This window comes from Paraclostridium benzoelyticum, assembly GCF_001006285.1.
In the GTDB taxonomy this organism is placed as follows: Bacteria; Bacillota; Clostridia; order Peptostreptococcales; family Peptostreptococcaceae; genus Paraclostridium; species Paraclostridium benzoelyticum.
Genome location: NZ_LBBT01000009.1, coordinates 1 through 13,411, shown reverse-complemented (window position 1 = coordinate 13,411; position 13,411 = coordinate 1). Strand labels below are relative to the sequence as shown.

Annotated in this window: 18 protein-coding genes; 1 reads left to right on the top strand and 17 read right to left on the bottom strand. The window is 27.4% G+C overall.

Annotated elements, in window-relative coordinates; genetic code table 11:
- The 9 genes from aroF to VN21_RS00285 form a co-directional block, all read right to left on the bottom strand.
- The coding region (gene aroF, locus VN21_RS00325) for a 3-deoxy-7-phosphoheptulonate synthase (protein ID WP_052951925.1) at positions 1–768 on the bottom strand (768 nt) is incomplete at its 3' end.
- Positions 752–1,255, bottom strand: a complete 504-nt coding sequence (folK, locus tag VN21_RS00320; RefSeq protein ID WP_025162225.1) for a 2-amino-4-hydroxy-6-hydroxymethyldihydropteridine diphosphokinase — start codon at positions 1,253–1,255, stop codon at positions 752–754. The genes folK and aroF, both read right to left, overlap by 17 nt.
- Entirely contained in the window at positions 1,248–1,613 is a 366-nt protein-coding gene (folB, locus tag VN21_RS00315) for a dihydroneopterin aldolase (RefSeq protein ID WP_046821508.1), read from the bottom strand. Before folB ends, folK begins: the two co-directional genes overlap by 8 nt.
- A 7-nt stretch (positions 1,614–1,620) precedes the next feature.
- A complete protein-coding gene (gene folP / locus VN21_RS00310; RefSeq protein ID WP_046821507.1) occupies positions 1,621–2,412 on the bottom strand; it encodes a dihydropteroate synthase in 792 nt (263 codons plus the stop codon).
- 10 nt (positions 2,413–2,422) lie between these two features.
- Positions 2,423–2,995: a GTP cyclohydrolase I FolE gene (gene folE, locus VN21_RS00305; protein ID WP_046821506.1), complete on the bottom strand. Its 573-nt coding sequence runs from the start codon at positions 2,993–2,995 to the stop codon at positions 2,423–2,425.
- A 39-nt stretch (positions 2,996–3,034) separates the two neighbouring features.
- Positions 3,035–3,706: a hypothetical protein gene (locus VN21_RS00300; RefSeq protein WP_046821505.1), complete on the bottom strand. Its 672-nt coding sequence runs from the start codon at positions 3,704–3,706 to the stop codon at positions 3,035–3,037.
- On the bottom strand, positions 3,699–4,445 hold the full coding sequence (locus tag VN21_RS00295; protein WP_046821504.1) for an aminotransferase class IV: 747 nt from the start codon (positions 4,443–4,445) through the stop codon (positions 3,699–3,701). The genes VN21_RS00300 and VN21_RS00295 overlap by 8 nt, the downstream gene beginning before the upstream one ends.
- Positions 4,435–5,778 (bottom strand): aminodeoxychorismate synthase component I, encoded by a 1,344-nt coding sequence (pabB, locus tag VN21_RS00290; RefSeq protein WP_046821503.1) that lies wholly within the window; start codon positions 5,776–5,778, stop codon positions 4,435–4,437. The genes VN21_RS00295 and pabB overlap by 11 nt, the downstream gene beginning before the upstream one ends.
- On the bottom strand, positions 5,779–6,366 hold the full coding sequence (locus VN21_RS00285; RefSeq protein WP_046821502.1) for an anthranilate synthase component II: 588 nt from the start codon (positions 6,364–6,366) through the stop codon (positions 5,779–5,781).
- Positions 6,367–6,583: 217 nt separating this feature from the next.
- Here VN21_RS00285 and VN21_RS18515 point away from each other — a divergent pair, with 217 nt between their 5' ends.
- Entirely contained in the window at positions 6,584–6,748 is a 165-nt protein-coding gene (locus VN21_RS18515) for a hypothetical protein (protein WP_161794359.1), read from the top strand.
- A gap of 14 nt (positions 6,749–6,762) precedes the next feature.
- Here the strand turns inward: VN21_RS18515 and VN21_RS00280 are convergent, their stop codons facing one another.
- The 8 genes from VN21_RS00280 to VN21_RS00245 form a co-directional block, all read right to left on the bottom strand.
- A complete protein-coding gene (locus VN21_RS00280) occupies positions 6,763–7,086 on the bottom strand; it encodes a hypothetical protein (protein ID WP_046821501.1) in 324 nt (107 codons plus the stop codon).
- 92 nt (positions 7,087–7,178) lie between these two features.
- Positions 7,179–7,874: a polysaccharide deacetylase family protein gene (locus VN21_RS00275; RefSeq protein WP_046821500.1), complete on the bottom strand. Its 696-nt coding sequence runs from the start codon at positions 7,872–7,874 to the stop codon at positions 7,179–7,181.
- Between the two features lie 26 nt (positions 7,875–7,900).
- A complete protein-coding gene (locus VN21_RS00270; RefSeq protein WP_046821499.1) occupies positions 7,901–8,902 on the bottom strand; it encodes a CAP domain-containing protein in 1,002 nt (333 codons plus the stop codon).
- Between the two features lie 189 nt (positions 8,903–9,091).
- Positions 9,092–9,904 (bottom strand): MORN repeat-containing protein, encoded by an 813-nt coding sequence (locus VN21_RS00265; RefSeq protein WP_046821498.1) that lies wholly within the window; start codon positions 9,902–9,904, stop codon positions 9,092–9,094.
- A 349-nt stretch (positions 9,905–10,253) separates the two neighbouring features.
- Positions 10,254–11,120 carry a YitT family protein gene (locus VN21_RS00260; RefSeq protein ID WP_046821497.1) on the bottom strand — a complete coding sequence of 289 codons (867 nt, stop codon included), beginning with the start codon at positions 11,118–11,120 and terminating at the stop codon, positions 10,254–10,256.
- 36 nt (positions 11,121–11,156) lie between these two features.
- A complete protein-coding gene (locus VN21_RS00255) occupies positions 11,157–11,849 on the bottom strand; it encodes an LrgB family protein (RefSeq protein ID WP_046821496.1) in 693 nt (230 codons plus the stop codon).
- Positions 11,842–12,216, bottom strand: coding sequence for a CidA/LrgA family protein (locus VN21_RS00250; protein ID WP_021432575.1), 375 nt, complete (start codon positions 12,214–12,216; stop codon positions 11,842–11,844). Before VN21_RS00250 ends, VN21_RS00255 begins: the two co-directional genes overlap by 8 nt.
- Positions 12,217–12,329: 113 nt before the next feature.
- Entirely contained in the window at positions 12,330–13,304 is a 975-nt protein-coding gene (locus tag VN21_RS00245) for a WG repeat-containing protein (protein ID WP_052951924.1), read from the bottom strand.
- Positions 13,305–13,411: the final 107 nt, after the last annotated feature.

The window sequence follows — 13,411 nt, the reverse complement described above, 5'->3', positions numbered from 1 at the left end:
TTTTTTTATACTTTCCATTAAATCTTTAAACTCTTCAAAATGAAGAGATTGTGCCCCATCTGATAAAGCTTCACCTGGGTTAGGGTGAACTTCAACCATTATACCATCTGCTCCTGCTGCTAATGAAGCTATAGACATTGGTTTAACTAAATATCTAACTCCAGTTGCATGGCTAGGATCTACTATAACAGGAAGATTTGTTTCTTTTTTTATTATAGGTACTGCTGCTATATCTAATGTGTTTCTAGTATAATCATTATATGTTCTTATTCCTCTTTCACACATTATGATTTTATTGTTTCCACCTATTGCAATATATTCAGCTGCCCCTATCCATTCTGTTATTGTAGAGCTTATACCTCTTTTTAACATTACAGGTTTATCTTGTTTCCCTACTTCACTTAAAAGAGTAAAGTTTTGCATATTTCTAGACCCTATCTGAATTACATCTGCTACTTCATATAACTTGTCTAAGTCTCTAGCATCCATAAGCTCAGTTATAACTGGTAAGTTAGTTTCTTTCTTTACAGCTTTTAAAATTTCTAGTCCTTCTTCTTTTAAACCTTGGAAAGATTTTGGAGATGTTCTTGGTTTAAAAGCTCCACCTCGTAACATGTTTGCTCCATTTGATTTTATAAACTTTGCAGTTTCTAAAAGTTGTTCATAACTTTCTATAGCACAAGGCCCTGCCATTATAATTTTATCATTTGGTATTTCTAATTTCTCAGTTATATTTATATTTAAATCATTACTAAATAGATTTTTCATTACCTATAAACTCCTTTACTTCTTCTCTTTCCTCAGTCGTCAAAGATTTTAGGTACTCATTTATACTTATATTATCTATTTTTAGTTTATCATTTAAATCTATAAGTGGTATCAATACAAATGCTCTTTCCTTTATTCTTGGATGAGGAATTTCTAAATTTTCTTCTTGTAAAATTATATCATTAAAAAATAATATATCAACATCTATTGTTCTTGGCCCCCATCTGATTTTTCTTTCTCTGTTTAAATCTTTCTCTACACCCTGACAAGCATTTAAAAGTTCATACGGATTTAAGCTTGTCTCTATTTCAATACACATATTCAAAAAATCTGCTTGATCTTTATACCCCCAAGCTTTTGTTTCATAAAGCTTTGACTTTTTAGTTATATTTATGTTTGGATTAGAATTTAAAATTTTTAAAGCTTCATTTATATATCTTATTCTATCTCCTATATTAGTTCCTAAACCTAAATAAGACTTACTCATCTCTACTTCTCCTTATCTCAACTCCAAAGTAATCATAAATACCTGGAACAGGAGCTTCTGGTTTTTTCACTCGAACCATAACCTCTTGAATTAATCCAAACTCATCTAAAACCTCTTTAGATATGTTCTCAGCTAAGGCTTCTAGTAAGTTAAATCTTTTATTCTCTACTATTTTTTTTACTAACTCATATACATCACCATAGCTTACAGATTTTTCCATTTGATCGGTTAAGCCTGCTTCTTTTGTATCTATATATAACTCCATATCTATAAAAAACTTTTGTCCTAATACACTTTCTTCTTTAAAAACTCCATGATAGCCATAAAACCCCATATTGTTTAATAATATTTTATCCATTTTATACCTACCTTCTGCATATAGCATCTGCCACTTTTATCGCTCTTATATTTTCTAATACATCATGTACTCTAACAATATCTACTCCAGATTTAATTCCTAATACGGTAGTTGCTATAGTTCCTTCCACTCTATCTTTAGGTTCTAAATCTAAAATTTTTCCTATCATAGACTTTCTTGATGTACCTAGAAGAATTGGATATCCTAGATCTTTTAATTCATCTAGCCTTGCCATAACCTCTATATTTTGTTCTAATGTTTTTCCAAATCCTATACCTGGGTCTAGCACAATTTTTCTATCATCTATTCCAGCACTTTTAGCTATTTTTATACTTTCTATTAAAAATTCCTTGATAGATTCCATTATATCTTTATCATAATCTGTTCCATCTTGATTATGCATTATACATACATGCGCATCATGTTTTGCTATAACACTTGCCATATTTGGATCTTTTCTAAGCCCCCAAACATCATTTATCATATCAGCACCTAACTTTAAAGTTTCTTTTGCTACAATAGCTTTATATGTATCTACAGAAACTTTAACATTTAGCTGTTTTTTTAATTCTTTAACAACTGGTAAAACTCTTCTCAATTCTTCTTCAGCATCTACTATTTGGTGTCCTGGTCTAGTTGATTCTCCACCTAAATCTATTATATCTGCTCCACTATCTATCATTTCTTTGGCATGATTTAAAGCTTTTTCTATACTTGTATAACTTCCTCCATCTGAAAAGCTATCTGGAGTAACATTTAAAATTCCCATTATATAAGTTTTTTTGCCATATTCAAACATCTAACCGCTCCTATCTCATGTTAATTAAGCTCATAGCTTCTGCTCTTGCAGCTATGTTCTTTTCAAATATACCTCTTACTGCCGATGTTATAGTTTTAGATCCTGGTTTTTTTACGCCTCTCATAGTCATACACATATGTTCAGCTTCAACCACAACTATAACTCCATATGGTTTTAATTCTTTCATTATAATGTCTGCAGTGTCTTTAGTTATTCTTTCTTGAAGTTGAGGTCTTTTCGCTAAATCTTCAATTACTCTAGCTAATTTAGAAAGTCCTGTTAATCTTCCATCTTTAGGTAGGTAAGCAACGTGAGCTTTGCCAAAAAACGGAACCAAGTGATGTTCACAACAAGAATAAAAAGGTATATCTTTAACTAAAACTAATTCTTCATGTTCTTCAGATTGGAAAAGTATTTTCAAATGATCTCTAGGGTCTTTATGTATTCCTGAAAATATCTCTTCATACATTTTCGCAACCCTGCTTGGAGTATCTAGTAATCCTTCTCTATTTGGATCTTCACCTATTGCTTCTAAAATATCTCTTACAGCATTTTCTATTTTTTTCTTATCTACATTATGCATATAATTGCCCCCCTTAAAATTAGTAATTATTTTTCACATCTAATCTTTTTTAAATACATATTCATATACTTTTTTAAGATTGTTATAGTTATAGTCTTTATACACGTTTTTTGACAATTCAAATAATTTTTTTTCATTTTCACTTAAATATTTAAATATTTTTTTATCCTTAGGCATCCATTTGCCACTTCTAATAAAGTATCCCTTTATTATATCTTTTAGATATATATTAGTCAAAAACTCATATTCATAATTTTCAAAATCATCTTTTTTCTCTAGCCTAGATATATTCTCTAGTATAGTGTTTTCCATTACAAGTAATTCTTCATTAGATAATTTTTTAGGCCCTTCATCATATTTTTCTTTAGATAAGTAAATTAGTTTATCAGATATATTTTTTTTATCATATACAACTTTTGCATCTTTCATTTCATTTATAAAAAAGTATTCTTTTTTCTCCAGCATAAAGTTAGTATATCTTTTAGAAAATTTATTAATATCCAATTCTATACCATTTAATTGTTCTTGTTCTCTAATTTGATCTTCATTTTGTTCACAAACTATAAAAAGATCTATATCCGTTATATTTTCAATATTTTTTTTATTATATATATCTTTACTTGATCCTACTAAAAATATAGCAATTGTATTTTCATCCTCTTTAATATTTTTTATTTTTTGCTCATAGGCTTTGATAAAGTTTTTAATCATTAATTTTGCTCCATAATCTTTCAAAAGTATTATTAAAACATTCGAATTTTATTTTATTTATTTGACTTACTTTCATAGCTCCCATTAAACTATTACTTAAAAAACAAAACTCAAATTTTTCTATATCCGTTATTTTTATATCACATTCTTCTATATTAATTTTTAGTTCTACACATAACTCCATAATCCTTCTTTTCATAGTTCCATTTAAGATAGGTAGCCTTTCATGTGGAGTATATATTTTATCTTCTTTTATAAAAAATATATTACTCATAGAACACTCTAAAATTCTGCCACCATAATCTGTAAAAATAGCATCATCACACCCATTATTAACCGCAAACTTTTTACTATATATGTTTTCAAAATAATTAGTAGTTTTATGCCTATATATTATGCTATCTCCTCTTGTTATAGGTGATATACATAGATTAAATCCCTTATTATACACATCCTTATTATAATTAATATCTCTAGTTGATAGGTTGTACCCTTCATCACACATAGTTAATCTAAGAGCTTTATTGTTTATTTTTTCACATTTTATATATTCTATTATTTTTGTTTCTATAAAACTTCTACTTTCCTTTATATCTAAGTCTAAATCGTTTATAGATTTAAATATTCTATCTAGGTGCAAACTTAAAAACATAGGATGTCCATCTTTGATTTTTATTGTTTCAAATACTCCAATCCCAAATTTAGTTAATTGGCTATTAACTGACACACTATTCTTCATAATATCCTCTAACTGCCTTCATTATAGATTTAGCTTTATCTAATGTTTCTTGATATTCTTCTTCTGGATTAGAGTCCCATGTTATTCCTCCACCAACTTGGAAAAATATATTTTCATCTTTTTTTATCAAAGTTCTTATCGCAATATTAAAATCCATATCTCCATTAAACCCTATGTATCCAACTGAACCTGTATATACGTTTCTCTGAGTAGGTTCTAATTCATCTATTATTTCCATAGCTCTTATTTTAGGGGCCCCTGTTATTGATCCTCCAGGAAATGTTGCTTTTATTACATCTGTACTACTTAAAGAATCTTTAAGTTTTCCAGTTACCGTAGATACTAAATGACTAACATTTGCATAAGGTTCTATAACAAATAACTCTGGAACCTTAACGCTTCCTATTTCAGATATTTTTCCTAAGTCGTTTCTTTCTAAGTCTACTATCATAAGTAGTTCAGACTTGTCTTTTTCACTATTTCTTAATTCTTCTTGAAGTCTAATATCTTCTTCTACTGTTTTTCCTCTAGGTCTAGTCCCTTTTATAGGTCTTGCCTCTATTGTATTATCTATACATTTAATAAATCTTTCTGGTGAATTTGATAAAACTTGATAGTTTTCGAAATTTAAAAAAGCAGCAAATGGAGCTTTACTTACATCACGTAATCTCTTATATAATTGATAACTCGATAAATTAGTTTTTCCAGAAAATCGCTGAGTCAGATTTGCTTGGTATATATCACCTTGTTTTATATAGTCTCTGACTTTTTCTATTGCATTTATATACTCGCTTTTTTTGAAATTAGAGTTTAATTTAACTTTATCTGTGTATTCATTTATCTCAAATTTTAAATCTTTTTTATCAACATTTAAAATCTTCATTTCTATATCTTTTAATATATCCAGCTCAACTTGTTCATCAATACCAGGAGTTGCTATAAAGGTCTTATTCACTAAGTGGTCTACAACTATTACAAAATTGTAAAAACCAAAATATAAATCATATACATTTGTATCATCTATAGCTGTTCTTGGCAATTTCTCTATGTAATTTCCTATATCATAAGATAAGTATCCTACTGCTCCTCCTATAAACGGAATTTCAGTATTATTTTCTACTTTATATCTATCTAATTTTTCTTTTAGTTTATCTAACGGATTATCTTCACAATTTTTTAACTTTATACAATCAAATGGTCTTGAACTTATAAATGAGTATCTTCCCAATTTTTTTTCATCCATACCACTATCTAATATAAAACTATCTTTTTCATCTTTAAATAAAGTATATATTTCAAATGCACCTAGATCTGTATAAATTTCTTTTAACATCTATTTGACCTCCTCATTTCCTCTAAATTGATTTATAAAATTCCTTAATATATCATGTCCTTGCTCAGATAAAATAGCTTCTGGATGGAACTGAACGCCTTCTATATGGTATTTTTTAGATCTAACTCCCATAATCTCTCCATCTTTTGTCTTTGCTGTAACTTCTAACTCATCCGGCAATGAACTTTCATCTATTATTAGAGAATGATATCTAGTCACATTCAATGGATTTTTTAAATTTTTAAATACACCTTTATTTATATGTTCTATCGGATGCACTTTTCCATGGACAGGCTGATTAGCTTTTATTACATTTCCACCAAATGCATGTCCTATTATCTGATGTCCTAAGCATATTCCTAAAATTGGTTTAATTCCTTTAAAATGCTTTACTAAATCAACACATATACCTGCCTCCTTAGGAGAACAAGGCCCTGGTGATAAAACAATAATTTCAGGATCTAGATTTTCTATATCTTTTATAGTTATTTCATCATTTCTTCTTACTATTATTTCTTCTCCTAGTTCACCTAAAAACTGAACTAAATTATAAACAAAAGAATCATAATTATCTATCATTAATATCATAAAATACCCCCTCCATCTCAACAAACTTCATAAAATTTATTTATTTTTTATTTTTTTTATTTTTCTTACAAGTTAATTATATCTTTGTTGAGAAATCCATGTCAATATAGTCGTTTTTGGTGAAATTATTGGTAATATGTTGAGTATATTTATTTTGCTTAATCAAAAACTATTATTGATATAATTACTAATTTATACATTATCAGGAGGCTTTGCAATGAATAAATATATTATAATAAGATCTGATACAAAATCAATATCTTCACCTATGTCTAAAAAAGAAGCCTTAAAGACTATGAAATCTTATGATAGACAAGGAATATCATCTTTAATAATATATGAAAATAAAGAAATTAATTTAAACTTTTCTAGAATTAGATAAATTAAAAAAGGAGCTTAACAGCTCCTTTTAGTCCATCTATAACCTACGTTATAATATTTTTCTTTCTTTCCTTTTTTACTCCTAGTTTCTATAAGTTCATTTATCTTTTCAACGTATTTATCATCATTAGTTAACCTGATTAAACTAGTTAGATAATATGCATTTGTGCTTTTTGGTATCTTTTTATTTATGACTAAGTCTATAGCCTTTTTAGCTGCGTTAAAGTTTTTTAAATGTGTATGTCCTTCTTCAAATGTTTTCTTGGTGTTATAAGCTATATAACCTTCTTTAACTTGAAATATTATGAATTCTTTTTTTTCAAATACTTTATTATACATACACTTCATCCTTTTTAGAAATAGTCTTATTATATAGTATTAAAATTTCTAAAAAAGTGAATCTATTTTTAATTTTTTATATTAAATTTATTTTATTCATAAAGTTCTGACACAGTTACAAATTTATAACCTCTTTTTTGCATTTCAGGTATAAATATATCTAAAGCTTCCACAGTGTTATTTGTAGCGTAATCATGAAGCAAAATTATATCTCCATTTTCAACATTATTTATTATTTCATTTGCTATATTAGTTGCTCCTGGATTTTTCCAATCCTTTGCATCTACATGATCCCATAATACAACTTTATATCCGTGTTTTTCTGCTATTTTCGCTAATTCTTCCTTTTTGAAACTTCCATATGGGGGTCTAAATAAAGTCGGTTTTTTACCTGTTACTTTGACTATTATTTCCTCACATTTTAAAATTTCTTTTTCCAATTGATCATTTGATAAGTTTGAAATATCAGGATGATTAAAAGTGTGATTTCCTATCTCATGCCCTTCTTTACTGGCTCTAATAAGCGGTTTGCTATACCAATTCGCATGTTTTCCAGCTATAAAAAAAGTAGCTTTTACATCATGTTTTTTTAACACATCTAAAACTTCATCAGTTTCTTTTGGATGAGGTCCATCATCAAAAGTTATAGCTAAATATTTTTTATCTCTAGGTCCATTTTTTATGAACACTTCTTCATTTTTTTCACAAAATGATACTTTAGTAATGGATATCATAAAAAATGCAGCTATTAAAATTATTGAGTACAGTCTAATTTTTTTATTTTTCATGTTTGTACTTCCTTTCATTATGTCAATTATTCACTAAAAAAGTTTTGAGTATAATATAATTTATAATGTCCTCCAAAACTAACTCCTACTCCTATATTTTTATAGTCACCTAAAATATTTTTTCTATGCCCTATAGAGTTCATTAATGCTTCATGGGCATAAATAGCATTTATTTGCCCTGCAGCTATATTTTCACCAGCTAAACTGTATCTTATGTGTTCTTTTTTCATTCTATTGAAAGGACTTTCTCCTTTTTTATTTTCATGGTCAAAATAGTTTTCATCCCTCATATCTTCGCTGTGTTTTAAAGCACTAACACTAGCTTTAGAATTAAAGCTTAATCTCTTTAAATTTTCTCTATCTCTAACACTATTTATAAGATCTATAGTTTGTTTTTCAAAACTATCTTTTAACTCTTTACTGTATTTAGGGTAAATATCTTTTGAACTTTCTTCTATGTACTTGTCTATAATCTGATATGATGTAACTTTACTTTCATTGTATAAATCGTAAAATACAGTAATATATTTATTATCTTCTATAAAAATATCAAATTGATCTCTAGAATCAATCATAAATTTAGTGTTTCCTTTTTTCTTATATTCTATTGATTTATGATTTTCTCTAGTAACGTCAATACTATCTCCGAGTTTTATACCATTCATATCTGATGAGTCTATAGAATTGCTATAAAGAGCTACTACTTTTTGGTTTTTTATTCCTACCATAACAAAATTGCTTTTAATATTATTGTAAACATACCAAGTAAAGTCATACTCACTTATGTCTTTTCTACTAGGATTCCCAATTTTGCTTATTACACTTTCCTCATTATCTCCAAGTTTAATTTCAATATATCTCTTTATATTTGTGTCATTTAAAGATACAACAGCTTTTACATCTTCATTTTTACTTGCATCTCTAACTTCTTCATTTTGTTTAAAATCCAAGTCAAAATTAATATTTGCCTTATTTATAAATACACATGTGGTCAATATAAATATCATTAAGTATAAAATTTTTTTCAAACAATCACTTCCTCGTTATAATAACTATTTGTAACGTTTTTTAATTATATACATTTATTTATATTTATATTCTTATTTAGCAAATAAAATAAGTGCAAAAACTCAGTTCACTTTAGTGGCTATATGCACTAAACACTTAATTATAATCTCCTTAAACGAAAAAATAGACTAGTCTCTAAATCTGCTAGTCTATTTTATACTTGATATAAGTTCATCTAAACTTTTGTTAAAAATACTTGGCTTGTCGAACTTCCAATTTCCTTGATAAGATATTTCATCATTTATATAAAAAGTTCCAAATCCATGTCTTTTACCGTGTTTAAATTCACCTACATATCTTTTATTATCTGGCCATGTGTAAACACCTTGACCATGAGGTAAATTATTCTTAAACTCGCCTTCATATATTATAAATCCATTATAATCATAACAAGTTCCTATTCCTTCCATTTTTCCATGTTTAAATTCACCTATATACATACCACTATCTTTCCATGTATATATCCCATGACCTTCTTTTTTACCATGTTTCCAATTACCTAAATATTCATCATCACTTGCATAAATCATTTTTCCTATGCCTTCCATTACATCATCTTTCCATTGACCTATATACAAACACTTATTAGGTAATTCACATATTCCATTTCCATTTTTCATATCTTCTTTAAAATCACCTACATATTCAAGTTCACTTCCATCATTTTGTAAAAAAATATATGTTCCTTTTCCTGTCATTTGTCCATCTATTAATTTGCCTATATATCTATCTCCATTATAGAATGTATGTATTCTACCGGAAGCTTTTTCACTAGAATTATCTGTATTGGGCACTTGTATACCTTGACCATTTTCTAATGCTAGTACCTCTTGTTTGCAGTGCGATGATTTTTTCAATCTAAACTTATTAAAAAAACTTATACGCTTAACTTCTTTTTCTATGTTATGTACAGTTTTTTTATATATTTCTATTAAGTCCTTATTATTTACTTCTGCATTCATATAACTACCCCACCACTTCCAAATTACATTTTTTCATGTTTAATATTATTATATATTAAAATTCTACTTTTTTTCTATAGTTTCACTAAATTTTAGCCTTTTAAATAAACAAAATAAAACAAAGAGCTCACAAAACTGTATGCTCTTTGTTTTATTTTTTAATCTTGATTTAAATTTTTCTAGTAATCCGATCTAAATTTTTTACGCACAAATAAAAATTTACACTCTAGAAACTATTATGTATATATTTTATAGTCAATCCGAATTAAACAAATCTAGATATTGTTAAGTGATGATTCCATACATCACATAATCTATTTTATCTTTATTTTTATTTTTTATACATATTTTATAAATATTTTTCTTTAAATCCTCTACCTTTAACTTCATTTACATCATTTACTGATATAAATGCTTTTTTATCATGCTCTAATGCTATATCTTTAATCTTAGGTATTTCATTAGAATCAACTATACAATATATTATTTGTTTTTTCTCATGAGTATAAGCGCCTTCAGCTTCTATTAACGTAACCCCTCTTATAAGATCTTTCATTATACATTTTGCAATTTCTTCACTTTTACTAGAAATTAGCATAACTGATTTTTGATTATTCATCATATCTTTTACTATATTCATAGAGTATACATTTAAAAACATCGCAATTAAAGTGTACATAGCTAGTTCTAGTCCAAATAAGCTAGCTCCAATACAAACTATTAAAAAGTTCATAAAAAGTCCAGTATCTTTCATAGCAATGTTTTTCTTTACTTTTAAAATAGCTGCTATTATATCTGTTCCACCTAATGATGATTTAGCCTTAAATACGATTCCTAATCCTACACCACCTAATATACCTCCGTATACAGTTTGGAGTAATACATCATTTACAGGTATATAGTGACCTATATTTTGAGTTATACCTAATATAAAAGAAAATAAAATCATGTTGACTAAACTTGTTATGCAGAATTCTTTTTCCAAGAAAATAAAACCTAATATGAATATAGGTATGTTAATTAAAAATGATAATACCCCTATATTCATGTGAGTTACAAAGTTTAATGCAACTGATAATCCAGCAACCCCTCCACCTAATAAGTGTGCTGGTTTTAAAAATCCATTTATACCTATCGAGGAAATAGTTATTCCAATTATTATAACTAGGTATCTAAGTGCTATATTTTCTTCTAATGTGTTGTTGACCTGACTCATTATAATTCTCCCTTCAAAATCAGTTAATGTATAATATTATTTTAAAAAGTTTATTAGTATAGGTATTAGTATTACCGTTATTGTTCCTGATATCCCTATAGCTAATCCGCTCATTGCCCCTTCAATTTCACCTAATTCTAAAGCCTTCGTAGTCCCTAGAGCATGTGATGCTGTTCCCAATGCAATCCCTTTTGATACTGGATGCTTAGTGTTTATAAATTTAAATATAGGTGTTGCTATCATAGCTCCTACTATACCCGTTAAAATTATAGCAACAATAGTTACAGACTCAATTCCTCCTAATGTAGAAGTCAAAGAAATTCCCATAGGCGTAGTTATAGATTTTCCTAATAATGAGTCCATTATTAATTTATTAGAATTTGTTAATCTGCTTATAACTACTATACTTGCAAATGAAATTAAAACACCTGTTGTTATTCCTATTATAATTTCATGTAAATGTTTCTTTAATAAGTCATATTGTTTATATAGAGGTATTGCTAACACTATAGTTACAGGTGATAAGAAAAAGTTTATAGTATCTCCTCCTATTTTATAACTTTCATATGAAATATGACTTAACTTTAAAAATAATATTATTCCTAAAATAGCTAGTAGCAAAGGGTTGAATACAGCTAATTTTGTTTTCTTTTGAATATACACTCCTATACTGTAAAATACTATAGATACTACAATTCCAAATATAGGTGTCTGTAATACGTTATACATTTCCTTGTCCTTTCTTGCTCTTTATTTCTATCATTTTTTCAACGACGATAGCAGTTATAACCATAACTAAAGTAGTACTAATTATTATTGTAGCAGCTAAAACTATAATATTTGAACCAATTAAATCTAGTGAATTGATAAGAGACACCCCTGCAGGCACGAAAAAGATAGCCATATTATCTAAAAAGAAGTTTCCAAGTTCTTCTATAGATTCGACTTTTATAATTTTAGATTTTAAGAGTACAAATAATATAACCATTCCTATTATACTTCCAGGTATAATAATTATATTTGATAAAAATGAACTAATGTATTCTCCTACAGCCCATATCGCTAGTATTAGAGCCAGTTGTCTTAGTAATTTCATTTATCTTCTCCTCTTTTTTTTGTAAAATTAAAGGGATATTTCCTACCCCCTTTAACTTCCATATATATATTACTACTATATGTTTATTTTTTCAAACTTAATTTTAGTATGTTTTACCCTAATTTTATCAAAATTTCTCCATTTTTATCTATATAGTTATTGTTATCTCCATCAATTATCTGTGCATATCCATTTTCAAAATCTGAAACTGATTTTAAGGTAGGAAGTATTTTTATTTTTCCTTCTTTATTTAAAAATCCCCATAGACCTCCTTTGGGTATACTCATACCCCTAGTAAGTGCATTTGAGCCTATATTAAATCTTGCTAAACCATCATAAAATTCACATGCATAGTCAAATATAGGTTCAATAACTATTTCACCTGATGTATTTATATATCCCCACTTATCATTTATACATATAGGAGCTAACCCCTCACTAAATGATTTAGCCCTATCAAATTTAAAGTCTATTATTTGTTCTCCATATTTATTTAAATAACCCCATTTATCATTTAACCTTACTCCTGCCAACCCTTGCGAGAAATCATTAGCTATATCAAACTTAGGTTTTATAATAAACTCTCCAGTCTTATCTATATAACCATATTTATTCTTAGTTTCAACTAAAGATATACCTTCTTTAAATTGATTAACATAGCTAAATGTAGGTTCTATTACAACTTCTCCTTTTTTATTTATGTAGCCCCATCGTTTATTTATTTTTATTGAGGCCATTTCCTCACTAAAATTTGATGCAGCTTCAAATTTTACATCTATAACTTGATTTAAGTTTTTATCAAAAAAACCATATTTCCCATCAATCTTAACTCGTGATAATCCTTCGCTAAAATCTGATGCACTATCTAGATGCAAAAATATATTATTATATCCATTTTCATCCATATAACCGAAGACCCATCTAACAGATTTCCCAATACGTTTGATATAAGTTACAATACAATAACCATCTCTAAATCGTTCTGATACATATTTAAATTTTGGCTTTATAACTATATTGTTGTTTTTATCTATAAAACCATATTTTCCATCTCTTAGTATAGGAAGAAACAATTTTTTAGGTGACATATATTACCTCCTTTTTTTTAATTATTAACACTTCTCTAATAATTAATATTATATTTTTTAATTTCCTATACTAATTTTCAAATATAAATAACTAATTTATAAAATTT

Coding starts and splice junctions, on each gene's coding strand:
- folK (WP_025162225.1), bottom strand. CDS start 1,255: ATGAGTAAGTCTTATTTAGGTTTAGGAACTAATATAGGAGATAGAATA.
- folB (WP_046821508.1), bottom strand. CDS start 1,613: ATGGATAAAATATTATTAAACAATATGGGGTTTTATGGCTATCATGGA.
- folP (WP_046821507.1), bottom strand. CDS start 2,412: ATGTTTGAATATGGCAAAAAAACTTATATAATGGGAATTTTAAATGTT.
- folE (WP_046821506.1), bottom strand. CDS start 2,995: ATGCATAATGTAGATAAGAAAAAAATAGAAAATGCTGTAAGAGATATT.
- VN21_RS00300 (WP_046821505.1), bottom strand. CDS start 3,706: ATGATTAAAAACTTTATCAAAGCCTATGAGCAAAAAATAAAAAATATT.
- VN21_RS00295 (WP_046821504.1), bottom strand. CDS start 4,445: ATGAAGAATAGTGTGTCAGTTAATAGCCAATTAACTAAATTTGGGATT.
- pabB (WP_046821503.1), bottom strand. CDS start 5,778: ATGTTAAAAGAAATTTATACAGATCTAGGTGCATTTGAAATATATACT.
- VN21_RS00285 (WP_046821502.1), bottom strand. CDS start 6,366: ATGATATTAATGATAGATAATTATGATTCTTTTGTTTATAATTTAGTT.
- VN21_RS18515 (WP_161794359.1), top strand. CDS start 6,584: ATGAATAAATATATTATAATAAGATCTGATACAAAATCAATATCTTCA.
- VN21_RS00280 (WP_046821501.1), bottom strand. CDS start 7,086: ATGTATAATAAAGTATTTGAAAAAAAAGAATTCATAATATTTCAAGTT.
- VN21_RS00275 (WP_046821500.1), bottom strand. CDS start 7,874: ATGAAAAATAAAAAAATTAGACTGTACTCAATAATTTTAATAGCTGCA.
- VN21_RS00265 (WP_046821498.1), bottom strand. CDS start 9,904: ATGAATGCAGAAGTAAATAATAAGGACTTAATAGAAATATATAAAAAA.
- VN21_RS00260 (WP_046821497.1), bottom strand. CDS start 11,120: ATGAGTCAGGTCAACAACACATTAGAAGAAAATATAGCACTTAGATAC.
- VN21_RS00255 (WP_046821496.1), bottom strand. CDS start 11,849: ATGTATAACGTATTACAGACACCTATATTTGGAATTGTAGTATCTATA.
- VN21_RS00250 (WP_021432575.1), bottom strand. CDS start 12,216: ATGAAATTACTAAGACAACTGGCTCTAATACTAGCGATATGGGCTGTA.
- VN21_RS00245 (WP_052951924.1), bottom strand. CDS start 13,304: ATGTCACCTAAAAAATTGTTTCTTCCTATACTAAGAGATGGAAAATAT.